This is a genomic window from Secundilactobacillus collinoides DSM 20515 = JCM 1123 (assembly GCF_001435975.1).
Lineage (GTDB): Bacteria > Bacillota > Bacilli > Lactobacillales > Lactobacillaceae > Secundilactobacillus > Secundilactobacillus collinoides.
Genome location: NZ_AYYR01000023.1, coordinates 86839 through 110605 on the forward strand (window position 1 = coordinate 86839; position 23767 = coordinate 110605).

At 46.8% G+C, this 23767-nt stretch carries 26 protein-coding genes; 19 read left to right on the top strand and 7 right to left on the bottom strand.

Annotation, left to right across the window (positions count from 1 at the left end; translation table 11 throughout):
• Nucleotides 1-62 precede the first annotated feature (62 nt).
• The gene (recO, locus tag FC82_RS05595) at nt 63-851 is read left to right on the top strand and encodes a DNA repair protein RecO (RefSeq protein ID WP_056996451.1); all 789 of its coding nucleotides are present in this window, start codon (nt 63-65) and stop codon (nt 849-851) included.
• Nucleotides 852-892: 41 nt separating this feature from the next.
• On the opposite strand, the gene FC82_RS05600 is transcribed toward recO, so the two are convergent.
• Both FC82_RS05600 and FC82_RS05605 read right to left on the bottom strand, forming a co-directional pair.
• A complete protein-coding gene (locus FC82_RS05600; RefSeq protein ID WP_056996438.1) occupies nt 893-1564 on the bottom strand; it encodes a B3/B4 domain-containing protein in 672 nt (223 codons plus the stop codon).
• Between the two features lie 366 nt (nt 1565-1930).
• Nucleotides 1931-2389 carry an amidohydrolase family protein gene (locus tag FC82_RS05605; RefSeq protein ID WP_235809181.1) on the bottom strand — a complete coding sequence of 153 codons (459 nt, stop codon included), beginning with the start codon at nt 2387-2389 and terminating at the stop codon, nt 1931-1933.
• Here FC82_RS05605 and FC82_RS05610 point away from each other — a divergent pair.
• The 9 genes from FC82_RS05610 (at nt 2315) to FC82_RS05650 (ending at nt 10091) form a co-directional block, all read left to right on the top strand.
• Nucleotides 2315-3337, top strand: coding sequence for a lipocalin-like domain-containing protein (locus tag FC82_RS05610; RefSeq protein WP_235809182.1), 1023 nt, complete (start codon nt 2315-2317; stop codon nt 3335-3337). The genes FC82_RS05605 and FC82_RS05610 overlap by 75 nt on opposite strands.
• Before the next feature lie 463 nt (nt 3338-3800).
• Entirely contained in the window at nt 3801-4316 is a 516-nt protein-coding gene (locus FC82_RS05615) for an SRPBCC family protein (RefSeq protein WP_054762022.1), read from the top strand.
• Between the two features lie 6 nt (nt 4317-4322).
• Nucleotides 4323-5153: an SDR family NAD(P)-dependent oxidoreductase gene (locus FC82_RS05620; protein WP_054762020.1), complete on the top strand. Its 831-nt coding sequence runs from the start codon at nt 4323-4325 to the stop codon at nt 5151-5153.
• A gap of 63 nt (nt 5154-5216) precedes the next feature.
• Nucleotides 5217-6209 (top strand): zinc-binding alcohol dehydrogenase family protein, encoded by a 993-nt coding sequence (locus tag FC82_RS05625; RefSeq protein WP_054762018.1) that lies wholly within the window; start codon nt 5217-5219, stop codon nt 6207-6209.
• Nucleotides 6210-6221: 12 nt separating this feature from the next.
• Nucleotides 6222-6725 (top strand): MerR family transcriptional regulator, encoded by a 504-nt coding sequence (locus tag FC82_RS05630; protein ID WP_054762016.1) that lies wholly within the window; start codon nt 6222-6224, stop codon nt 6723-6725.
• Nucleotides 6726-6738: 13 nt separating this feature from the next.
• Nucleotides 6739-7581 carry an aldo/keto reductase gene (locus FC82_RS05635; RefSeq protein ID WP_054762013.1) on the top strand — a complete coding sequence of 281 codons (843 nt, stop codon included), beginning with the start codon at nt 6739-6741 and terminating at the stop codon, nt 7579-7581.
• Nucleotides 7582-7609: 28 nt separating this feature from the next.
• Complete coding sequence (locus tag FC82_RS05640) at nt 7610-8458, top strand: aldo/keto reductase (RefSeq protein WP_054762012.1); 849 nt, start codon at nt 7610-7612, stop codon at nt 8456-8458.
• Nucleotides 8459-8600: 142 nt separating this feature from the next.
• Entirely contained in the window at nt 8601-9152 is a 552-nt protein-coding gene (locus FC82_RS05645; RefSeq protein WP_056996440.1) for a TetR/AcrR family transcriptional regulator, read from the top strand.
• A 129-nt stretch (nt 9153-9281) separates the two neighbouring features.
• Complete coding sequence (locus tag FC82_RS05650; protein ID WP_054762007.1) at nt 9282-10091, top strand: SDR family NAD(P)-dependent oxidoreductase; 810 nt, start codon at nt 9282-9284, stop codon at nt 10089-10091.
• A gap of 115 nt (nt 10092-10206) precedes the next feature.
• Here the strand turns inward: FC82_RS05650 and FC82_RS05655 are convergent, their stop codons facing one another.
• Nucleotides 10207-11082, bottom strand: a complete 876-nt coding sequence (locus FC82_RS05655; RefSeq protein ID WP_056996441.1) for a LysR family transcriptional regulator — start codon at nt 11080-11082, stop codon at nt 10207-10209.
• Between the two features lie 197 nt (nt 11083-11279).
• Between FC82_RS05655 and citD the strand changes: the two genes are divergently transcribed.
• The 4 genes from citD to FC82_RS05675 are packed head-to-tail and all read left to right on the top strand — an operon-like array spanning nt 11280 to nt 14988.
• Nucleotides 11280-11573, top strand: a complete 294-nt coding sequence (gene citD, locus FC82_RS05660; protein ID WP_054762004.1) for a citrate lyase acyl carrier protein — start codon at nt 11280-11282, stop codon at nt 11571-11573.
• On the top strand, nt 11574-12476 hold the full coding sequence (locus FC82_RS05665) for an aldolase/citrate lyase family protein (RefSeq protein ID WP_056996442.1): 903 nt from the start codon (nt 11574-11576) through the stop codon (nt 12474-12476). It begins immediately after the preceding gene.
• Entirely contained in the window at nt 12473-14047 is a 1575-nt protein-coding gene (gene citF, locus FC82_RS05670) for a citrate lyase subunit alpha (protein ID WP_054762003.1), read from the top strand. The genes FC82_RS05665 and citF overlap by 4 nt, the downstream gene beginning before the upstream one ends.
• 35 nt (nt 14048-14082) lie before the next feature.
• Nucleotides 14083-14988 (top strand): PhzF family phenazine biosynthesis isomerase, encoded by a 906-nt coding sequence (locus tag FC82_RS05675; RefSeq protein ID WP_056996443.1) that lies wholly within the window; start codon nt 14083-14085, stop codon nt 14986-14988.
• Between the two features lie 72 nt (nt 14989-15060).
• On the opposite strand, the gene FC82_RS05680 is transcribed toward FC82_RS05675, so the two are convergent.
• A complete protein-coding gene (locus FC82_RS05680) occupies nt 15061-16167 on the bottom strand; it encodes a glycerol dehydrogenase (RefSeq protein WP_056996444.1) in 1107 nt (368 codons plus the stop codon).
• Nucleotides 16168-16570: 403 nt separating this feature from the next.
• Here FC82_RS05680 and FC82_RS05685 point away from each other — a divergent pair, with 403 nt between their 5' ends.
• From FC82_RS05685 to FC82_RS05695, 3 genes are all read left to right on the top strand, one after another.
• A complete protein-coding gene (locus FC82_RS05685) occupies nt 16571-17521 on the top strand; it encodes a sugar-binding transcriptional regulator (RefSeq protein WP_056996445.1) in 951 nt (316 codons plus the stop codon).
• Nucleotides 17522-17540: 19 nt separating this feature from the next.
• Complete coding sequence (locus tag FC82_RS05690; protein ID WP_054761999.1) at nt 17541-18227, top strand: fructose-6-phosphate aldolase; 687 nt, start codon at nt 17541-17543, stop codon at nt 18225-18227.
• 297 nt (nt 18228-18524) lie between these two features.
• Nucleotides 18525-19292, top strand: coding sequence for an amidohydrolase family protein (locus tag FC82_RS05695; RefSeq protein WP_054761997.1), 768 nt, complete (start codon nt 18525-18527; stop codon nt 19290-19292).
• Nucleotide 19293: 1 nt separating this feature from the next.
• On the opposite strand, the gene FC82_RS05700 is transcribed toward FC82_RS05695, so the two are convergent.
• On the bottom strand, nt 19294-19833 hold the full coding sequence (locus tag FC82_RS05700) for a LysE family translocator (RefSeq protein WP_162260925.1): 540 nt from the start codon (nt 19831-19833) through the stop codon (nt 19294-19296).
• A 116-nt stretch (nt 19834-19949) separates the two neighbouring features.
• On the opposite strand from FC82_RS05700, the gene FC82_RS05705 reads away from it, so the two are divergent.
• Nucleotides 19950-20411 carry a MarR family winged helix-turn-helix transcriptional regulator gene (locus tag FC82_RS05705; protein ID WP_056996446.1) on the top strand — a complete coding sequence of 154 codons (462 nt, stop codon included), beginning with the start codon at nt 19950-19952 and terminating at the stop codon, nt 20409-20411.
• A gap of 115 nt (nt 20412-20526) precedes the next feature.
• On the opposite strand, the gene FC82_RS05710 is transcribed toward FC82_RS05705, so the two are convergent.
• Nucleotides 20527-21642 carry a low temperature requirement protein A gene (locus FC82_RS05710; RefSeq protein WP_054761991.1) on the bottom strand — a complete coding sequence of 372 codons (1116 nt, stop codon included), beginning with the start codon at nt 21640-21642 and terminating at the stop codon, nt 20527-20529.
• A gap of 308 nt (nt 21643-21950) precedes the next feature.
• Nucleotides 21951-22901, bottom strand: coding sequence for an aldo/keto reductase (locus FC82_RS05715; protein WP_056996447.1), 951 nt, complete (start codon nt 22899-22901; stop codon nt 21951-21953).
• 178 nt (nt 22902-23079) lie between these two features.
• Here FC82_RS05715 and FC82_RS05720 point away from each other — a divergent pair, with 178 nt between their 5' ends.
• Nucleotides 23080-23496, top strand: coding sequence for a MerR family transcriptional regulator (locus FC82_RS05720; RefSeq protein WP_054761987.1), 417 nt, complete (start codon nt 23080-23082; stop codon nt 23494-23496).
• Nucleotides 23497-23767 lie beyond the last annotated feature (271 nt).

The window sequence follows — 23767 nt, forward strand, 5'->3', positions numbered from 1 at the left end:
TATTTTGTGGTCAAGAAATCCGAACCAGTTACAACAATCAACAAACAGAATCGGGTGACACAATGGCCGGCCAAATTATGGATTTTAACGGTATCGTTATGATGCAGAAGAACTATCGCGAACGCGATCTACTGGTGAAATTTTTTACCATGGAAGCGGGAAAACGGATGTTTTTTGTTCGGGGCGCAAAGAAGCGCGGGTTTAAAATGACGGCTGACCTGTTGCCCTTTACTTACGGCACCTACGTGGGTGATCTTCGGGATCCGGGACTGTCATACATTAACGCCGTCAAAGAAACTGCCCACTTTCAAAATATTAGTCAGGATATCGAAAAAAACGCCTATGCGACGTACATTATGTCGTTGCTGGATCGTGCGATTCCGGATAACGAGCTGCTTGGCGGCTGGTATAATCGGCTGTACCATGGTCTTTTGGCTATCGACCAGGGGCTGGATGCCGGTATTGTTGCCAATATATTTGAAGTGCAATTACTGGAATTGTTTGGCGTGGCGCCGAATTTGCGCAACTGTGTGATCTGCGGGCGGACGGACTTGCCATTTGACTACTCTGAGTCGTATGGCGGGCTGCTGTGTCAGGCACACTGGCACATGGATCCGAATCGGTTGAAACTTGATCAGCGGACAATCTTTTATCTGCGCCAATTTTCGGCCGTGGATTTGACTAAATTATCATCGATCAAAGTTCATCCTGAAACGAAACAGCATCTCAGAATGGCACTGGATATGATTTACAGCGATACGGTGGGGGTCTATCCCCGCAGCAAACGCTTTATCGATCAAATGAATAAATGGGCGGATAAACTGCCTAATCCAACAGATAAAAAGAACTAGGGCCAAATGACCTTAGTTCTTTTTATTTGGCATTCAAATTATTAGGCGTTCAAAAAATGGCCTTCACCACCAAGGTAGTGGGTAGTTTGATCGATGACCTGCTGGGCCACGTCATCCACGTAGTCCTGCGTCGTGTTCTGATTGCCTTGAACAATGTAAAAAATATGGGTGGTGGCCGCAGTTACTTTTGTTTTCTCAACTTGACGCGTTTCCAAGTGGCAGATGATCTCATTACTGTCATCGATGTAGCCGTACTCACCAGCCTTGACCGGTTCTGGTTCACCGTTACCGCCAATCGGCACGAACCGCTCTGTACCATCGGTTAAACGCAGGTTAATGTTGCCGTCCACGTGGTCGAGGTCGTGGGCACCCAACGCCAACTTTGATTGAATTGAGATTAAATTGTAGAGGTCGACCACTGGATTGATTGAAAACAGTTCGCCCCGTTTTAAAATGAGTTTCAGCAAAGTGGCCGGAGCCGGGGTGTTGTTGCGTTTTGGTAAATGCACCGCCTTGTGCAGATCCCAGAAGCCTTGAATGATCGGGTCAGTTTTGATTTGGTCGCGGTCCAGCGTTTTTAAAACGGTCGCAATCTGTGCTTGGATGTCAGTCTTCAGGGTTGCTGGATAGGCGCTGTTATCGACGCCGGTCAATTCAACGCCGCGAATGGTGACGCCCAGATCTAGTACTTGTTGATCAATGTTAAATGCCATAAATGGATACCTCTCTCTATAATTGATACTGAATGACACGAAAAAACGCGTGCGTCCTCGTCAAACTAGACAAGGGACGAACGCGTCGTGGTGCCACCCAATTTTACATTTACAAAATGCCTCAAACGGTACCCATGGGATACCAGGGAAGTTAACGGTTCCTACCGGCTGGACAGCGTGAACTATTCGGCAACATAGCAAAGATCATCTTCCTTACCGGTTGCCGTGTCCTTTTTCAGCGACCGGACTCTCTGGCTCAGCTTACAGTAAGTACTCTTCTTTGCGCTTTTATGAAATTGAAATTGGTTTAGTTATAGCATGTTGATTATGAGAAGTCAATGAGAAAACGAAAATGAACAAGGCAATCTACAAGCCTAACAGGTTTTCTGCATTTTTATGGGCAATCTTTTCGCGGATCGTATCAGTTAAACTGACATTTTTAATAAAATCGGTCTCCTGTTGCAAGGGCATAAAGGGATAATCGGATGAAAACATGACGTGATCCTCACCCACAACACTGAGAACATATTGCAACAGGTTTTGATAGTGAAAGCCTGAAATCGTGTAGTAAATGTTGTTTTGCAAATAGTACCCATATGGATGTTCCAGGTTCCCGCCGGATGTGTTATAGAGTCGTTCTAAAAAGAAGGGTAGCCCCTCACCTAAGTGACCGACAATCACCTTTAAATGCGGATGCATGTCAAAAACGCCGCCGGCAATCATGCGCAGAACGTGGGTTCCAGTTTCGATATGCCAGCCCCAACCGCCGGAGGTGAGCACCATTTTTGCGTAGGGGTCGGCAACATTGTAGTAGGTATTGATCACAGGTTGAGGAGGGATGGCGGGGTGGATATAGAGTGGACAGTTCAATTTTTCTGTCTTTTCAACTTAGATTCAAAAAACTATCGATTACCGAATTTGCCCGAATTGCCAAAGGGCACGTCGCCAATGGTTGTTTTATCGCAGGTTTGTGATTATACAACTGGCACGTTTCAGTCGATTGCGAAGCCAGTTTTTGTTAATTTAGAAAATATTTTCGACAAAAAAACTAATTCAATTGAAATTCATCAGCCTCAAAATAACCTGGATGTCAGCTTTGGTTTTAAGGGTGGCCATGTACATTTAAAGGCCGAAACGGAAGCCTATTCATGTAATTTAGAGATGAGCGGTGCTGACCGGGTCATGTGGATGACGGATAATGCTTTAAAAACAGATGGATTGATCCGTGAAGGTGTTGAGGGTGATCGCAGTTTTTATTATTCTCTACATGAGCTGCCCGTGACTGGTGCTTTGAATATTGAAGCTATTGAAAGTAGTGACGTACAGGTCTCAGGTGCGGGTTGGATCGATCGACAATGGGGCGATTTCTTGACCAGAAATTGGGAATGGACTTCATTTCGATTCGCTGATGGCGATCGCGTGAACACATATAATTTTGATAGTGGTTATCAAGTTGGCCTCCTGCAAACTTCTGACGGTAAAAACACGCCGTTTAATTCATTTAAAGTTGTCCAAAATAGTTATGCTAAATCCAAAAATAATGTTTGGTTCAGTTATGGTTGGGATTATCACATGCCGGTTAAAGATGGTGCGTATCATCTTGTGCCCTTGAGTCCAAAAAATGTTATTGCGCAGGGGGAAAATGAGGTCCTATTCGAGGGCTTAAGTCGTTTGCTTGATTCATACGGTAATCAAGTTGGTTGGGCCGTGACTGAAACCATGGATATTCGTAAAGTGCACAATGGACCATACGATAAATTTAATAACTTTTAAGAGCTTGCTTAAATGTTTGCTAGCCGATAATTCAAGCCTATTATCGCGTGGTTAATCTGAATGGATGATTAAGTGAGGAAGAATACTACTTTTCATCAGGTCGCTGTGCTCGTAAAATCAAGTTGAAAATGTCTTTTACCCCGCATTATTTTAAATAATGATAATAAATGGTGCTCAGAATTTAAACAAAGCAACGTATTTCCAATTCAATAGCTTGTTAATATACATCTCGCAAAATGACACATGCCACTTTGTGAGGCTTTTTTGTTTTCATGAATTCAATTTCAGTATCTCGCGTTTCGTCACACGATTAGAAATAAATGATTGTACTAAAGACTGCTATGACAGTCTTTTATGCAACTCGGTAAAAAAAGACAATTAAAATCCTTGACCTGAAGTCGACTCCAGGTTTTATGGTGTATCCATCAACAAATTAAGTTATCTTTTAGGGGGATGCACTATAATGAAGTCAATTAATTGGTCAACAGAATATTTACCAGGAACCACCGACAACTTTGTGTCAAATGAGGTGATCGCCAGTGGCATCACCCTAGATGGCGTTTGGGCAAACCTTGTGGACACCAGCAAGTGGGAGACGTATTACGACAACGCAGCCAACATCAAGTTGGATGATACGCAGGATACCAACCTGCACTTTGCTGAACACTTCCGGTTTGACACCTTCGGCTTTCCAATCGACGCTCAGGTCATGGAACTAGTTGCACCGACGGATGGTCAGGTTGCCCGGCTGGCATGGCATGGCTGGCAAAATGGTGACGCCGACACACAGTTTGACGTTTACCACGCCTTTGTGATTGAAAAGCTGGCAGACGGTCGGATCCGCTTGCTGACGCAGGAGTCACAAATCGGTAAACCGGCGGCTGAATTGGCAACCCAGAGTCCCAACCCAATGTTGAACGGACATCAAGCATGGTTAGATGGTCTGGTAAAGGCGTCCGATAAGGCCGAGAGGAGATAATATAAAATGGCAAAAACATGGTTAATTACGGGCACTTCAAGCGGGTTTGGTAAGGCATTAGCACAAATTGTTGCGCAGCACGATGGGACAAATTTGATCGCGGCCGCCCGTAAATTGTCGGATTTAGATTATTTGAACGCGTACGATCAAACAAAAATCGAAAAAGTGATCATTGATGTAACAAACAAGGAACAGATTGCTACGGCCGTTCAACAGGGACAGACGAAGTTCGGCACGGTTGATGTTTTGGTCAACAATGCGGGGTTAGGCTACTTTGGCACCGTTGAAGAATCAAACGAAGCGGATGTCCGCCAGTTGTTCGAAGTTAACGTATTTGGTCTCGCCAACGTCACGAAGGCCGTGTTACCAGTGATGCGCGCGCAAAAGAGCGGCTTGATCATTAACGTTTCTTCCGTACTAGGGATTACTTCGATTCCAACCTTTGGCTGGTATAGTGCAACCAAGTTTGCCGTGGAGGGTTACTCAAATGCCCTGCGTCAAGAAGTGAACGGCCTTGGTATCAACGTTATGCTGGCAGAACCAAGCGGTGCTCGGACCAAGTGGAATGCCGGTAAAACGGCGCCCGTGCAAATTGACGACTACAAGCAGTTTGCGGACATGATCAACGGCGCTGCCAGCGGAACTACTCAGGCACCTGGTGACCCAGTTCGCATCGCCCAGTTGATGTTTGACGTTGCAACGGGTGACGACCCAGTGCCGGCGCATTTGCCACTGGGTGAATTCGCTACTAACGGCATGAAACAGGAATTGACAAAGACGCTAGCTGATGTCGACAAGTATCACGACCTTTCTTTGAAGGCCGATTCACCAGCATAGAACACTGCAAAAGGGCCTGACCGCTTATTGGCCAGGTCTTTTAGCGACAGAAGGGATTATTACATGAAAACTGTGGCTGTAAACGAAAACCGGGACCTCGTGGATGTAGAAATCGCACGTCCGACGCCCCGACCTCATGATGTGTTAGTGCAGATCAAGGCCATTTCCATTAACCCAATTGACATTAAACGGATTCACCGGATCACACCGGATGACCCGCGGGTGTTGGGTTACGATGCACTAGGTGAAGTGGTAGCAACCGGCAGTGATGCGCACCAGTACCAGATCGGTGACGTGATCTTTTACGCCGGCGGGACTAACCGGAATGGGAGTTACGCGGATTACCAGCTGGTCGATGAGCGGCTGACGGCTTTGGCACCAACGAAAACGATGGTTGCTGAAGCAGCGGCGATGCCGTTGACTTGGTTGACTGCGTATGAGATTCTAGTGGATAAATTGGGGTATCAGCCAGCCCAAGGCGCGAACAAAAATGACACGATTCTGGTCATTAATGGGGCAGGCGGTGCTGGGTCCGTCCTGACGCAGTTTGCTAATTGGCTGGGATTGACGGTGATCGCCACAGCAAGCCCAAGGAACTTTGATTGGTTGCGCACACATGGCACAGTCGTCTGCATTGATTATCACGGGGACATCCAAGCACAACTCAATGATGCCGGTTACCAGAGTGTTGATGCCGTTGTTAACTTCTTTGATACTGCCGGGTATTTTGATATTGCCCGCGAGATTGTTCGGCCGTTTGGGCACCTCGTTAACGTGGCGCTGACACCTGAACCAATCGATATCATCAGGTTGCAGGCAAAATCGTTCAGTTTCGACTGGGAGCTGATGTTTACTAAATCCAGTTTAGGGTATGATATGGCGTCACAGGGCCAAGCGCTGGCACTCCTGAGTCGCCTGTTGGATAATGGTGATATCAAGACAACCCTCACAAAACGGGTTGTGGCGCCAATCAACGCAACAACGATAGGCCAGACACACGCCCTCTTAAAGGCCAACGCGGTCGTCGGCAAAATTGTGGTTGAAGTGCCAAAATAGGGAGGAATGACTATGAGTTACAGTATCGGCCAAGTGGCCGGCACCTTGGGCGTCAGCATTGATACGCTGCGCTACTATGATAAATCAGGGTTGCTGCCCTTCGTAAAACGCAGCGCCAATGGACGCCGACAGTTCACTGAAAACGATATCCACCTGATGCGCACGATTATTTGCCTGAAAAATGCCGGCGTTTCGGTCAGCGACATCGCTAAGTTCATTCAGCTGCGACTGATGGGCGACAGCACGCTCAAACAGCGGTATCACCTTCTGGAAGACCACGAAGATGATTTAAAACGGCAGATCAATGACCTGCAGGAAACCTTGAGTTATCTGAAATTCAAGAAATGGTACTACGAAACGGCGGTTGATGCGGGAACTGAAACGTTACACTTTGTGCCCGGATCAAACGAGGTTAAACCAGATCTAGATCAGGAATACATCGCGCATTTGAAGGATGATGATCCGGAAGAGCTTCAACGATTCTTAAACGTTCGCGATTATCGGAATAAAAATTAACGGAGGTGGTTGGATGCAAACGCTCACGATTGGTAACACAACGGTACCCATATTAGGCATGGGCACCTGGCGGCTCGGTGAAACACCGTCGCAGCGGCAAAATGAGATTGACGCATTGCGTTACGGCCTGGACCACGGGGTGACGGTTCTCGACACAGCCGAAATTTATGGTGAAGGCGCTTCGGAGACCTTGGTCGGCGAAGCCATTGACCAATACGCACGCGACCAAGTCTATTTGGTGTCGAAATTTGCGCCGTGGCACGCCTCATCAACTGCGATTAAAACTGCGTTGGAAGGCAGTCTTAAACGATTAGGGGTCGACTATCTCGACCTGTATCTGTACCATTGGCGCGGCGAAACGCCCTTGGCGGAAAGTTTTGCAACGCTGCAAGCACTCAAGCAAGAAGGGCTGATCCGCGCTTACGGTGTGTCCAACTTTAGTGCTGCAGATTTGGCGGAAACCGCTGCGGTACCAGGGGGCGAGGCCGTGGTTGCTGACGAATTGTACTATAATTTTGATAAACGCAGTCTGGAGTACAGTTTAAAACCAGATCTGATAAAAAAGGGTATTACAACGATTGGCTACTCACCATTTGGGTCAGGTGACGGCGGTCGGATCACCTTACCGCAATCGTTGGTTGATTTAGCCCACGATAAGGGGCTTACCCCGCACCAGTTAATGCTTGCGTGGACCCTGCGCGACGGCGATGTGCTCAGTATTCCTAAAGCAAGTACCGTGGCGCATATGAAGGCCAACATGGTGGTGATTGGGACGACCTTTAGTCAAGATGAGCTGCGGTTGATCGATCAAACTTACCCGCGGCCTACTGCTGATTCACCCTTTGAAATGATGTAACCGGTTATGAATAAAGGAACGTGATGAGTTGGAAACAGTCACATTAAACGGCGGTGTTCAGGCCCCGCTGATTGGATTCGGCACCTTTCAAATTTGGGATGACAAGGCTGCTGAACAAGCGGTTACCTTGGCCTTAGCCATGGGATACCGCCACATTGATACGGCCGCGGGCTACTTCAACGAAGCCGCGGTCGGCCGGGCAATCCGCAACAGTGCAGTGCCCCGCGACCAGATAATGGTGACCACCAAGCTGTGGCCTACCGATGCCAGTTATGAAGGCGCGAAGCGGGCGGTACAGCGCAGTTTAACGAAGCTTGCCTATATCGACCTCTATTTGATTCACCAGCCGTTTGGCGATTACTATGGTGTGTGGCGGGCGTTGGTCGACCTGCAGCAGCAGGGACTGGTCAGGTCGATCGGGGTCTCAAATTTCAATGGCAACCGGTTAGCGGATCTGTCGCTGTTTAGCGGGGTGACGCCGGCCGTTGATCAAATTCAATTGAATCCGTATCTGCAACAGCGGGTCACTCGAGACGAGGCAGAGCGGGACGGAACAGTGATCGCTGCCTGGAGCCCGCTGGCCCAGGGCAGTTCTGACCTGCTGCATGATCCACTATTGACGCGGATTGCCGAGACCCATGATGCCACGGTCGCACAGATTATTTTACGCTGGCAGACCCAGCAGGGCATCATGACCATTCCAAAGTCGACGCACCCGCAACGGATGCAGGAAAATTTAGCGTCACAGCAATTCACACTGTCCGCAGAAGACTTACAGGCAGTCGATGGCCTAAATCAGCAGCCGGTCTCACGCGATACGTCAGGTGATTTACTCCGACGAGTGTTAGCCATTGATCCCGAAATTCCAAGACAGTAAAAGCGGTCATCGTTGGCCGCTTTTTTGCGTTGACTGACTTGCTGACCCAGTCTCTGAGTCGCTACGGTAAGGGCGGGTTGTCAGCAGCGGGTGAACCGATTACAATTAAACCTAATCATTCAACGAAGGAGGTCCCGTTTCTATGTCAGAGACACCCACCGACGCGCGGTTTTTAAAAACCAAGCAGAAAATTATCACGGGTATGATTACGCTATTGCAGCATAAATCGTTTGACGATGTAACTGTGAAGGATATCTGCGACGTCTCACATGTTAGCCGCAGCGCATTTTACCTGCATTACGAAGACAAGTATGACCTCGTGAATCAGTATCAACACGAACTCATGAAGAGCGGCTCCTTATTGATCACGTTTCAGAATCAATTAGCCCAAGATGATCTATTCGCCACACTGCTGCAGTTATTAACAAACGAGGGCCAGCTGTTGGCCCTGTTAATCGGCAAAAATGGGGCTGCCGATATTCAAACCCAGATTAAACAAACGATGACTGAAGCTGCTAAGTCGTTTGTAATCGACCATTTCAAAATTCCGTACAGCAGCGCCAGTGAAAAACAATATCTTGCAGTGGCGCTCAGTAACGCTATTTTTGGGTTGATCCAAGAGTGGGTGGATGCTGGTCAAAAGGCGTCACCAGAAATGTTGAATCAAGTTGTTAAAAATCTATTTTTGTCGTGATTTAATGGTTGATTTGCGCCATGTGTCCAGTATCTGCGGTTAGGGATTGTCATTTTCCGTGAAGGATTTATACTGTGGTTTGTAATTGATGGACACAATGTTCATTAACAGTATAAAGGAGTGGTTAATATGACATTAAAAGGTAAGACAGCATTAGTGACCGGTGCAACCAGCGGAATCGGTGAAGCAATCGCACGGTTGTTTGCCAGCGAAGGCGCACAGGTGATCATTGGCGGAAGAAAGGACGAAATCGGGACGTCAATCGTGAAAGACATTCGGGATCAAGGTTTCGATGCCTCGTACGTTCATCTTGAAGTTACTGAACAGAACGACTGGAAAAAGGCGGTTCAGTTCGCTCAAGACACGTATGGTCAATTAAACATTCTAGTGAACAACGCCGGAACCAATGAAATTTGTGCCTACCCCAATATTGACCTGAAAGAATGGGAGAAGGTGATGGCCACGAACGTCACTGGACCAATGATGGGCATTGACCTTTGCGCGCCGCTGATGAAACAGTCCGGTGGCGGGTCCATTGTTAACATTTCGTCACTTGGCGGCATGTACGGGACACCGTCAACAGCCTATTCAACTTCGAAATGGGCAATTCGCGGTCTGTCCGCCAACGCAGCGTTCTCATTTTCAGATTGGGGCATTCGCAGCAACGTGATTGCGCCAGGATTCATTGGTGGCACGAATATGACCAAGGCTATTCTGGAAAAGACTGGTGGCCAGGATGTCATGGGTAAGATGACACTGCTTGGCCGTTCTGGTAAAACCAATGAGTTAGCTCAGGCTGCTTTGTTCTTAGCGAGTGATGCATCGTCCTATATCACTGGGCTGGATATTCCGGTTGACGGTGGGCTGTATACTGCTGGGTATTATGGGACTATGAAGGCTAATATGAAGATGTTTACGGGTGAAGAAAAAACGAAATAAAGTTAAAAAAGAGCTTGGGAAAGGCACACCTTTCCCAAGCTCTTTGACGTACAGAGAGCATTTACAATGTAGCTGATTGTGTCTGACAGAAGCAGCCACGAAAAGGCATTAGCGATCATGCCTTTTTATTTTGCTGACGTTCCCGCATTAATACTTCGTAAAACGCATCGACAACAGGCAGGTTAAGTGTATTTGCCTTGGCCATCAAATAAGTTGTTCGTGTAAACGCATGCTGGTTTAATTGCAGTGCCTGGTGGTAGCCGTCAAAATTGTGCAGCGCAATATCTGGCACGATTGCCCAGCCTAATCCGTGTCGGACAAATTCGACACAGGAGGTCAGATTATTCACGGTGATCGTTTGATGGGTTAAAACCGATAATTGGTGTTCCGTTAACCAATCATTCATCTCATCTTGAAAATGATAATCAGTTTTTCGTTGAATGAAGGGGAGTTCCTGAAGCTTGTCAGCGTCAGAAGATTTTTGGCAGATTAAATTAATTGCTTCAGTTGAAATGGGAATCTTTCGGAGTGGGCCTTTAAATTCGCCTCGAATAATGCCGACATCGATAGCATCGTTTGCTAATAAGCGTTGATAGATGGTTCGACTATAATCAATTGTAATGTTGAGCCGCACTTTGGGGTACTGTTTTTGAAACGCAACTAACAAAGCTGGTAATTCATATTGCGCATAATTAATGGAACATCCTAAATTGAGCGTTCCGCGAACCTCTAATTCATCAGTCGCCAAGGTTTCCTGCAAATCACTATTGAGTTTATTGATTTCAATCGCGGTTTGCAGTGTTGCTTCACCAGCTGGTGTGAATTGAACCCCTTGATTCGTTCTGGAAACAAGCTTTGCGTGTAGCCGGCGTTCTAATATCTGCAGTCGTTTGGACAGGGATGATTGATTGATGAACAATAATTCTGCCGCGTGCGTGATGCTGTGTGTTTTTTGAATGGCTAAAAGCATTTCAATATCTTTTTCGTCCAAGAAATGACACTCTCCTATTTGAGTCGTGATAATAAATGGCTTCGCCTGTATTATAACCTAATTAGGAATAATAATGATGAGAATCGATAATTTGCCATTCTTTTTGGGCATGATGAGAATGCTTTATTTACCTTTTACCGTTTAACTTCATCAGGCTATGATGAAGCCGTAAACGAATAAATTCGGGAGGTAACGACATGAAAATAAAGACTCAAGCGGTCGCTGGGACCTTAGAATCCAGTGACGCGCAAGTCATGATTTTACCTAATTCGAGCGGGTTAAAAATTACGCTGGACAGCAGTGTTTATGACCAGTATGGTAAGCATATTATTGCGTTAGCTGAACAAACGGCCAAGACATTACAGCTTGAGGATGCCACCGTGAAGATTGTGGATAAAGGCGCCTTAGACTGTACGATCAAAGCACGAATTGAAACCGCTTTTTATCGGGCAATAGACCAACAATCTGGGTTACCCTGGGAGGTGCTTTAGATGACAGTTATTAACCGGATACGGCGGTCCATGATTTTTTTGAATACGCAACGAGCCGCTTTAGTCAAAGATGCTTTCGTCTACAAACCTGACTGTGTCATTTTGGACTTAGAGGACGCAGTAGCCGCAGGTGAGAAAGATTCTGCTCGGATTCAGCTTTATCAAACACTAAAAAATGTGGATTATCAGGGCGTCGAAAGATGGGTTCGGGTCAATGCACTAGATTCAGATCTCATCAACGAAGATATCAGAGCAGCTGTTGCTGGCGGCATCGATGGTATTCGGTTGCCCAAAACAGAGACGGCCGCGGAAATTCAGGCAGTTGCAAAGAAAATTGAAGCGGCTGAAAAAGAATTCGGGAAAAAGGTTGGTTCCACCATGATGATGGCGGCCATAGAATCGCCATTGGGTATCATGAACGCCTATGAAATTGCGACTGCAGATAAGTCACGCATGATGGGTATCGCATTAAGTGCAGGTGATTTTACCAGAACGATGCATGCCAAACGCACCGTTGCCGGCACCGAATTATTTGTTGCCCGCTCGCAGTTATTAATGGCTGCTCGGGCTGCTGGAATCATGGCATTTGATACCGTTTATACCGATACTGATAATGAACCTGGTTTCAAAAAAGAATTACAGCTGATCAAAGACATGGGCTTTGATGGAAAATCCTGCATTAACCCAAAGCAGATTGGTGTCACGCATGAAGTCTTTAACCCGACTGTTCAAGAGATCGCGCATGCTGAACACATTTTAGAGGCTGTTCAAAATAGTAAGGATAACGGCGTTGGTGTGTTAACAGTGGATGGCAAAATGGTGGATATTGCATGGGTTGAAGGGTCGCAACGAACTCTGAAGCTTGCAAAGGCTGCCGGAATTTATAAGGGGGCACTCGTATGATCAATCAAGTGGGTCGGGATATTCCTGACGTGTATTTAAAAGATGGTGTTGAACCATTTCAGGGAATCTATTATCGTGACGACTATGAATATACAAAAGCCGCGCCGACAGTACATGCTTATGTGAAGCCAAATGGTGATAAACTGGTCGATTCAATTCATGATGTCCTTATTAAATCTGGTCTGAAAGATGGGATGACGATCTCATTTCACCACCACTTGCGGGATGGGGACTTCGTTGTCAACCTAGTCATGAAGGAAATTCATAAGCTTGGCATCAAGAATCTGACCGTGTGTGCGTCCAGTTTAGGAAGGGCGCACAATTATTTGGTACCCTGTATCGAAGACGGAACGGTGACTGGTATCTCAACCAGCGGCATTCGTGATGAAATTGGTGAAGTAATCTCTGCCGGGAAGCTAAAACATCCGGCAATCATTCGTTCACATGGTGGCCGCGCCCGAGCAATTGAGGATGGTTCGGTTAAAATTGACGTAGCTTTTATTGGCGCTTCAACTAGTGACGCATATGGGAATGCCAGCGGCAAAGGCGGTCAATCGGATACCGGTGTTTTATCATACGCTGATGGTGATGCCAAGTACGCTGACAAGGTCGTGATCATTACTGACAAAATCGTGGCTGCGCCTAATTTTCCAGCCAGTATTAAAGGCGTCGACGTTGATTACGTGGTCAAGGTTGACTCAATTGGTGATGCCAGCAAAATCGCCAGTGGTGCACTGCGGTTGACGAAGGACACGCGCGAGCTGAATATGGCCAAAGAAGTGGCAAAGTGTATGTATCATTCTGGCTATTTCAAAAACGGGTTTACTTTTCAAACAGGTGCTGGCGGCTCTTCGTTAGCCACGACGAGCTTTCTCAAAGCGTATATGGCCAAGGATAACATTAAATGCGGCTGGGCAATGGGTGGCATTACAGAACCAATCGTTAATTTGTTCAATGAAGGCTTCGTCAACAAGGTGTTGGATGATCAAGCGTTTGATTTAGCGGCTGTTGCTTCGGCACATACTAAGGGCCACTTTGAGATATCTGCATCGCAGTACGCTAACCCGTTTAACAAAGGCGCATTCGTTAACCAACTCAACTTCGTGATTTTAGGCGCACTGGAAGTTGATACTGCATTTAACGTTAACGTTGTCCAGGGGTCTAACGGTGTCCTTCGCGGGGCGCCGGGCGGTCATCCGGATACCGCGGCTGGTGCGGATGTTTCAATTATTGTTGCACCATTGATCCGAAGTCGGATGCCAACTGTCCGTGACCGGGTAACTTCCGTGACAACACCAGGTGAAAGCATTGATATCGTTGTGACTGATTATGGCGTTGCGGTAAATCCTAAGCGGCAAGATCTCTTGAAAGCCTTTGCGGACACAGACATTCCTTTAAAGACGATTGAAGAATTACGTGATTTAGCTTATCAATATGCAGGAAAACCGGAACCGGTCGAATTTGATGATCAGGTGGTCGCCTTAGTCGAATATCGTGATGGGACAATTATTGATGTGATTCGTAAACCAAAGCGCCTGAATTATTCTCAAAAGGCCTTGGACAAATTCTGAATGAGCAGTGTGCTGCCATTACAAGGAGGGTTCGAATGACACAATACGATCTCTATCAAGTCGACACTTTCACCAAAACAAAATTCACAGGCAATGCCACCAGTATTCTCACGGATGCAAGGGGCTTAACCGATGCGCAAATGTTGCAGATCACGAGGAAGTTAAACAATTCGGAAACTGCTTTCGTCATTCCAGGGAAGGATACGGAAGCTGATGTTACGGTTCGTTTTTTTACGCCCACAGGCGAAACGCCTGTCTGTGGTCACGCGACGATTGCGGTGGCCAATTTACTTGCACAGTTGCAGCAACTGACAACCGGTCAGTTCAAAATCAGGACGAAGGCGGGCATTATTCCGGTTACGATTGCGCTTGATGACGATGGGCAAACGCTCGCAACAATGACGCAAAATAAAATTGCCTTTGAAGCACGACTTACAGGCCAGACACTAGCAAATTTGTTTCAAGCGCTTCACGTGACGAAGGCGGATTTGATACCAGATTTGCCAATTCAAATCGTCAATACAGGCCACTCAAAGGTCATGGTGCCACTAGTCGAACTGGCAACTTTAAACCAGCTGAAACCAGATTTAGCATTATTAACTAAAATTAGCCAAGAGGTTGGTGCAAACGGATTTTATCCGTTTGTGGTCACCGCTAAACAGCCGGAATTTCACATTCATGGACGGATGTTCGCGCCGATTTCTGATAATGATGAGGATCCGGTAACGGGGAATGCTAATGGTGAATTGGGTGCTTATTTAGTGAAGTATGGTTTTTCTGAGAAGGGCACATCGTCATTTTTCTTTAAGGCTTATATGGGCAACGTACTGCACAGACCCGGTGTGGTTGAGGTTGCCGTTGAAAAGCAGGGCGACCGGCCAAGTGCAGTGAAAATAGCTGGAGGTATCGTACACGTTTTTCAGACTAAACTTGAGGTTTGAATTTTTAAATTGGGACACAAAAAACACCCAGTTTCCTTTTATTTGGAAGCTGGGTGTTTTTCTATCAGGCCGTTATTTCTGGTTTTCTTTTACATAAGTCGCGTAAGCATTGGCAGCCTTCATGGCTTCAACCACGTCTTCGGGTTCAACCTTAAACGGCATCTCCGACATGGTATCGCCATCGGCACAGGATTGTTTCCCGACGGCTAACAATTCCTCATCAGTGACATCAGGAATCTTTAAATCGGCAAAAGTGGTTGGCAGATCAAGTTTCAGGTAGAAGTTCAAGAACTTGTCAACACGTTCCTTTTCGGCACCTTCCAAGAAGAGTTGGGTCAGTGTTCCGAAGGCCACTTTTTGGCCGTGGGTCATGGTGTGGATCTCACCGTGAAGGGCTGTCAAACCATCGTGAATGGCGTGAGCAGCTGACAGGCCGCCGCTTTCAAAACCGACGCCGCTCATCAGGGTGTTCGCTTCAACAATTTTGTCCAAGGCTTTTGATGCGATGTGCCCCTGAACTGAGGTGTAGGCTTCGATTCCGTACTTGAACAGGGTCTCTTCACACTTTTCAGCGATGGCGTTACCAACCAGTGTTTGGTCGGCAGCGAGCATCGTTTGACCGGCGCCCTTTGCCACAGCTTGTGCTTCAACGTTGGTGGCTAACGCGTCAGCAATTCCCGAAGCCAATAGTGGGGCAGGTGCACCGGCAACGACCGTTGTGTCTACGAGAACCAAGTCGGGATTCTTCGTGTAGAACCGGTACTTTTCAAAAGCACCATCTGGGGTGTAGATAACGGACAACCGGGAGCATGGCGCATCGGTTGAAGCAAGGGTCGGCAAGATGGCAACGGCGATTCCAAGGTTGTCGGCAATTGCCTTGGCACTATCCAAGGTCTTCCCACCGCCAAGGCCAATAATGGTTTCGGCTCCAAATTCCTTGCCGATTCCGGTGACCCGGGTGATTTCCTCGTCGGATGCTTCACCGGCAAACGACACTTTTTTAACGTCAAACTTGTTGTCTTGTAAGTAGGCCAACAAATCTTTTCCGACGATGTTAAACACAATTTTATCCGTTAACAGAATTACCTTCGTGCCTAATTTTTTGATGTAGTCGGCACTGTCATACAACGCACCGGGACCTTGAACGTAAGTGGATGGACTAGCAAAAATTTTAACCATGATAAAGACCTCCTGTTTTTTATGTCTTAATTATGTGATAATTCAAACAATAAGGAAAGCGTTTTCAGAAACAAGCGTCATCTTGACCTCAAGTGTGACTATCAGACCGGTATTTGTTGCATTTCGGGTTCCTATAAATGTGCACATTTGTGCAAAAAAATAAACTGTCGCAAATGTGTGCAGTGTGATAGACTTGATATAACAGCATTTGATCGAAAATTATTTTGACGATAGGCTTTCATAATCAGCTGAAAAAATGATTGCTAAACAAACTTGATTCATTTTTGAACGCCATGATAGACTATGATTTTAAACCTGATTTATGTCATAACATGTGAAAATAATAACAACATTTCGATGCCGAATGTCGATAATTGGTATAGCTATGAAACGGGGTGGTGCAATGAATTCAGCCAGAAGAGAATTATTAGCAAAGGTGGCTTATCTCTACTACGTTGAAAACGAAACGCAGGCCCAGATTGCTAAAGACTTAGACATCTATCGCACAACAATCAGCCGATTGCTCAAGCAAGCGCGTGAACAACGCATCGTCACAATCGAGATCAACGATTTTAACGCGACTCTTTTTAAACTTGAAGCAGCATTGAAGGCTCGTTTCCACATTCGCGAAGCGGTCATCATCCCCGATAATCGGGAAGAAACGCCACAGCAAAAAGATCAGCGGCTGTCGCGAGCTGCTAGCCAATACCTCAAACAGATCATTAAGCCGCACAACACGGTCGGATTTGCCTGGGGGTCGGTGCTGTCTGGCATGATCGGTCAGCTGGAACAGTCGGCCCCGATCAAGACCGATGCAACGTTTGTGCCGTTGGTCGGTGGACCAAGCCCTTCGAATTCCCGCTACCATGTGAACGGTATCGTGTATGATGCCGCGCGGCAGTTTGGCGGTCATTCGCTGTTTGTGGACGCGGCAGCTGTTCAGGAGTCGCGATACGTGCGCGATGGGATTATCAGCTCACAGTACTTTCATGATATTCAAGACTGTTGGCAGAATCTTGACATTGCGTTTGTTGGTATCGGCGGGCCGCTGACGAATACGACAAGCCGCTGGCGGGACCTGTTGACAGCCGCGGATTGCCAGTTGTTACGAGAACGGCACGCTGTTGGCGACTGCTGTTGCACATTCTTTGATCGTTCTGGGAAAATTTTGAAGGGTGACTTATTGGACCGCACGATTGCGATCCCGTTGACTCAGCTGCAGACAGTGCCGCACAGCGTTGGTGTGGCGCGCTCATTGACCAAGGCACCCGCCATCAAAACGTTACTGGGGATGGGCATTTTGAATACGCTGATCACCGATGAAGAAACAGCCAAACGGGTCTTAGCACAATAATGTAAAGGAAGGCAATCATATGGAATTTTTACTAGATACAATTCACCTCGATGATATTTCAAAAGCCATCGCAACGTTACCCATCGCCGGTGTGACGTCGAATCCGTCCATCGTTAAAAAGGAGGGGCCGGTGCCGTTTTTCGAGCAGCTGCGGCAAGTCCGCCAACTGATTGGCCCTGACCGAACGCTGCACGCGCAGGTGGTTGGCCGGACCACTGATCAAATGGTGCGTGATGCGCATACGATCCTGGCAGAAGTTGACGACACTGTTTATATAAAGGTGCCAACAAACGAGGCCGGCCTCGCTGCGATGAAACAACTGAAATCAGAAGGTGTTCATTTGACAGCCACCGCCATTTACAGTGAGTTTCAGGGTCGCCTGGCCATCGCTGCCGGGGCCGATTATTTAGCACCTTATGTCAACCGAATGGTCAATATGAATGTTGATGCCTATGCGGTGATTGGCCGACTGGCTGACCAAATCGCCCGTGAGCACGCATCAACGAAGATTCTGGCTGCCAGTTTTCACACGGTTCAGCAGGTCAACGATGCGTTTGCGGCCGGAGCTCAAGCAGCCACTATGGGTGTGGATGTTTTACACACAGCGTTGACCAACCCAGCAATCAGCAATGCGGTCGACCAGTTTACCGAAGACTGGGAATCGCTGTATGGTGCTGGTGAAACCGTCACCTCACTATTAAAGTAGAGTGCGATCGGCAAACTCGATAAAGACTACGCGGAAACGGCCTATTTTATCAGATCTCAGATTGAGATTTTGTAAAATAGGCCGCTTCTGTGCTTGCCGTGGTGTGATACGGGTAAGAGAAAAGATGTTTAATGCGAGGGGAGAACAACACATCAAAGTACGCTTTTTAGCCCCGTTTATCGCTAATATGAGCGTTTGCCCCAGACTTTTACGGTCTTATAAAATAAGGTGTTTGTGAGTACCCAAAATGGACTATAGTTAATCTTAACAACAATAACCTAATGCGGAGGCACAACAATGAAATTATTTGACGCACATTTCCACGTCATTGATACCCGGTTCCACCTTGAAGCAAACAATGGCTTCATTCCCGATGCGTTTCCCTTTGCCAGTTATGAGAATCTGCTGACCAGCATGGCGCTTAAGGTCGATGGCGGCGCGATTATTTCCGGTTCATTTCAGGGGTACGATACCGGCTACTTACAGATTCTGAAAGAATTAACAGCGCAGTACCCAGACCGCAAGTACGTCGCGATTGCTAACGTAAAAACGACTGCCAGCGATGCTGATATTCTGGCTTTAGCGCAACGTGGTGTGGCTGGGGCACGATTCAATCTGTTTCGGGGCAACGGCGCCAGCGTGACGGCCATTGCTGACTTTGCGCAACGAGCCTATGAGGTGGCGGGGTGGACGATTGAACTGCAGGTTAACCCCCAGCAGTTAGCCGACATGGTACCCGTTTTGACACAAATTCCGCGGTTATCCATAGACCACGTGGGGATGCGCAAGGTGTCGATTCCAACGCTGTATGAGTTGGCTGATAAAGGCGTCAAAATTAAAGCATCTGGTTTCGGTCGCTTAGACTTTGATCCTTGGCCGGTACTGGTCAAGCTCAATGACATAAATCCAAAGGCACTGATGTTCGGCTCAGATATTCCCGGTACGCGGGTAGCCCATAAATTTGAGAAGGCTGATATTGCCCATTTTGACAGCTTGTTTGATGACACGGCGCAGCAGCGCATTCTTCACGACAACGCCTACGATTGGTACATCAATCAGAAGTAGGTTAGCGCCACAGATCGATCACACTGACCAGTAGGAGCAGCGCAACAACCAGGTTGACGCTACGGTGATGGTGATCATAAAACGTCTTCAAATAGTTGCCGATCAGCGTCCAGATCAGCGTGCCTAAAATCCCAATGGTGACCATGATAATGAGCTTGAACCACAGGCTGTATTGGGTGTTGGGGAAAACGGTCGCAAACCCGGTTAAGCCAGCAATGTAATACAGGTAAATTTTGATATTTGCGGCCTGGAGCAGGATGGCCGAGCAAATCGGATGGCGGAGACCGTCAGTAGTATTAATAGCACTGGCGGGCATGAGGCTGTGAATGGCAAGATAAACCAGATATAGCGACCCGATGACCTTGAGTACTGCTGTAAGTTGCGGATTATCAAAAACGGTTGCCGACAGTCCAGCCACCAAGAGGCCGACCAGCCAAAAGCCGATGAAACTGCCAAAATTAAACGATAAACCGCGTCGGAAGCCTTTGTTTTGACCTTCAGAAAGGGCCATGATCGTGTTTGGTCCCGGTGTGATAGCCATGATCCAATTAAAAGTTAAAAATGAGAGCATGTGTTCACCTGTCTTTCTTGTTGTATTTGCAACAAGAATATCACGTTCATGTTGTATATGCAACATCTATTTGGTATAATAGATCCATGACAGATGAAGAAAAAAATGGTAAACAAATTTGGCGGGACATCGGTTGGATCGCCCGCGAGGTCAATAGTACTGCTAATCGTGAATGGCGAGATGAACATTTAGGCGATAATCGGTTTATTTACGTAATCAGGGTGTTGGAACACCCGGGCATTGGCATGCAGGAGTTGGCAACGGCAATTGGCGTTGACCGGACCACCGCTTTTCGTGCCATTTCAAAGCTAGTCGCGGATGGGTATCTCGAAAAACGTGATCACCCGACGCAGAGCCGGTTGAAAGTGTTGTACCCAACGGCGAAGAGTGAGGGATTGAAGGACCGGTTGTTTCGGTTTGAGAGTGACACGTTTGACGCCTACTTAAGCAATCTTTCGGATACCGATGTTCAAACGTTGAAACAACTGTTGGAGCGGGTACGACTCACTCAACTGACGCAGGCTGATGATGAAAAAAATGTGAAGTAATAGTTGGTTTTAGTGGCAAAGAGCCAGTATTTTAGGATGATTTAAAGATAATATTGACTGTGGTTCAAACTTAAAAAAGACTAGATTGCCAGCAAACAGCAGCAATCTAGTCTTTTTATGAGTTATTTTGGGCATGAAAATGGTAATAAACGGTGTAGCTACAAGCAATGACGGTCATGATCGCCGTGGTCGTGACGATTTCGGGAAACGCGTCAAACCACAAACTTAAGGCATAGCCGATCAAAGTGGTCAGTGTGAACCAGACGCCCATGTGGTTATGGTTCAGAAAAGCTGCCTGATTGTAATGCTTAGCAACCCAGGTGCCGAACAGCAACAGACCAATGCCGATGTACAATGCCGTGACCGCAAAATTGAGGTTTGCTTCAGCATCAGCTACGAAGTGCAGGGACACCGTCACCAGGCTGAGCCCAAAGATGATTGGGTAATGCAAATATATCAATAGGTTACCAGTTTCACCAGTTCGTTTTGTTTCAATCAAATGATCAAACTGAACAATGTAAATGAAAAACAGTGCGGCGATAATCATAAAAACGCAAACGGACGTCCAGGAGAGCTCGATCTTAGTGAAAAACGTAGCGATGCCTACAATGGCCTCACCAAAGGTAATGATCGTCAACAGTGTGAGTCGTTCTAGCAGGTGGGAGAAAATGATTGGATGCTGGCGGGTATGGTGTCCTGTGAAGGCCGGTGCAATCCAGCTCACGAGGATTCCGACGAGTGCTAAAGGCAATCCATACCGTAACGGGAGGATGCCGGCGACTAACAATGTCACCGTTCGTAACAAAAGAATCGCGGCGAAATCAGCAGCGATGCGCCGGTCGACCGGTTCCCGCGTTCGGATGAAGACAATGAGGTACTGCAGCAGCAGGGTTAATGATAACAGTCCCGCAGCGATGAAAAAGGGGTGCAAGTCGGTATTGAGTGTTGCTGCAAACGCGTTGGACATGTAAAGCAGAATCATCATGTCAACGAAAGTAAAGCCGATATCGATCCAGGATGATTTTCCATAGCGGTTCGTGAAGACCGATTGGACCATCCAAGAGTTGATAAAAACAACAATCACAAACACGAAAATCAACAGGGTCGTTGAACTGAGTACGCCGTGGTGAAGATGGTGAATCAGGTCAGTTGCCTGCGCAATCATGTACGCAAAGACTAAGTCATAAAACAATTCGAACATGGAGACACGTTTACCTGTTGGCACTTCCATGGCACACCTTCTCTTTAAACAGCCTAAATTATCAGCATATTGCATGATACAAATAAAAAAGATTTCATGGTTAAGGCCAAATTGGTCCGCCAATTAAGCTATTTGTGGGTTTTAGATACGAATGATCTTAAAACAAGTGTAGCGAACCAGCCCGGTTATTTCAAAGAATGCGTCTTCACACTTTCTTGGTTAAAAAACGATGCAGGCATTGGTTCATGTGAAATTTCAGGGTGGTGTTAGTCCATTTGTATATAGCAAAAAGGCATCTTAACAGTTAAAATGTCAAGATGCCTTGCATAAAGAGTTTGTTAATCCGTCATTGGTTTTTCCCAGAAGCCACGGGTATCAACACCCGTCTCACTCGCTAGGGATTCAAGCCGGTGCATTTCTTCAAGCGAAAGCTTAAATTTGATGGCCCGTTGCTCATCAGCGATGTACTTAGCCTTGGTGACGCCAATAATCGGGATGGTGCCTTTTTGAATGGCCCAAGCCGTCGCAACATCAGCTGCTGATGCGCACTGTTTGGCACCAATTTCGGTGAGTGCAGCTGTCAATTTTTCGAGTTTTGGCAGTTGCGGATTATAGTTTTTGGCGCGCTGGCTGCCTTCTGGAAGCGGGTTGTCGACGTTGTACTTTCCCGTTAGAACGCCTTGCTCTAAAACCATGTAGGAGAAAAAATCGATGTCGTGTTGTAAACAGTAGTCCAAAATGCCCGCTTCCTCTGAGGAACGGTAGAGCAGACTGAAGTGGTTCTGGACGGCGCTGACCTGAATGCCAGCTTTACCCAGAATCTCGTTTGCTCGTTTGATTTGAGCCAGATTGTGGTTTGAGACACCGACCCGCTTGATATGGCCGCTCTTTACCAGCGGAATCAGCTGCGGTGTCCATTTTTCAACGTCGGTTGGGTTATGGATCCAGTACAGATCCACGTAATCCGTATGCAGCCGTTTGAGACTGCCCGCCAGCATGTCGCTCATGGCCGTTTCTGAATCAGCAGTCATACCCGGCGTAAACTTTGTCGACAACACATATTCCTGGCGCTTGTAACTTTGCAAGAGGTTGCCAAGAATTTTCTCAGAAGCACCGGTGCCGTAAGCGTAGGCAGTGTCCCAGAAAGTTAATCCGGAACGCATGGCAGCGTCCACCACAGGTCGCAGATTAACTTCAGTCTTCACATTACCTCCGAAGTAATCGTCACCACCGGCATCGCCCCAAGCCCAAGTACCTAATGCAATTTTTGGTGTTTGTTCAGTTGTCATTGACCTAACCTCCAAAAGGGATTTGTTACCCTTAGTTTAGCACTTTTAGAAATTGGCTAATAGCTGATGATTATGGCCTTGCAGGGCATTTGTGTTCAAAAAAAAGGGTCCTAAATTGTTGACTTCAAGTGTACTTGAAGTAATATGCTAATAGACAGCGATACGAGGAGGTGCGCACATGGCAGAAACAATATATAAAATTGGTGCGTTTAGTAAGAAGGTTGGCTTGCCAAACTCGACCCTGCGCTACTATGAAGACGAAGGGCTGATCAAGCCGCACTATGATGGTAACGGCCAGCGTTTTTACACGGATCAGGATATCAAGTGGATCGGTTTTATCCTGCATTTAAAGGGCACCGGGATGCGCATGGGTGAATTAAAAGACTATGTCACTTGGCGGGCTCAGGGTGATGCGACGATTCCGCAGCGGGTCGAACTACTGGACCGTGTTAAACGCAATGCGGAAGATGAGATCAAGGAACTTGAAGCTAACCTGGAGATCGTTCGGCATAAGATCGACTGGTATCAAGGAAAGCTGGATGCGTCAATCGATGAAGATGAGGACTTTGATCATTATTTGCAACGATTTCAATAGATAAATAACAGATGCAATATACATTTGTGCTATAAAATCGTGGCCACTTGAGGCGTAGTTTATATAATGCAGATCAATCATCGAATAAAAAGTTATAACTGCAGTGCCAGTGGGGTATTTAGTCTAAGCGCGCGGTTTCTAAATAAAAGCGTCCTCTATTAAAATCTAAATTCGACATTTGGATTTTAATAGAGGACATTTTTTATTCTGGAGAAAGTTCCCCGATTTAAAATTGAAGTGCAACACTTGATAACTAGACCAATTAGACTAG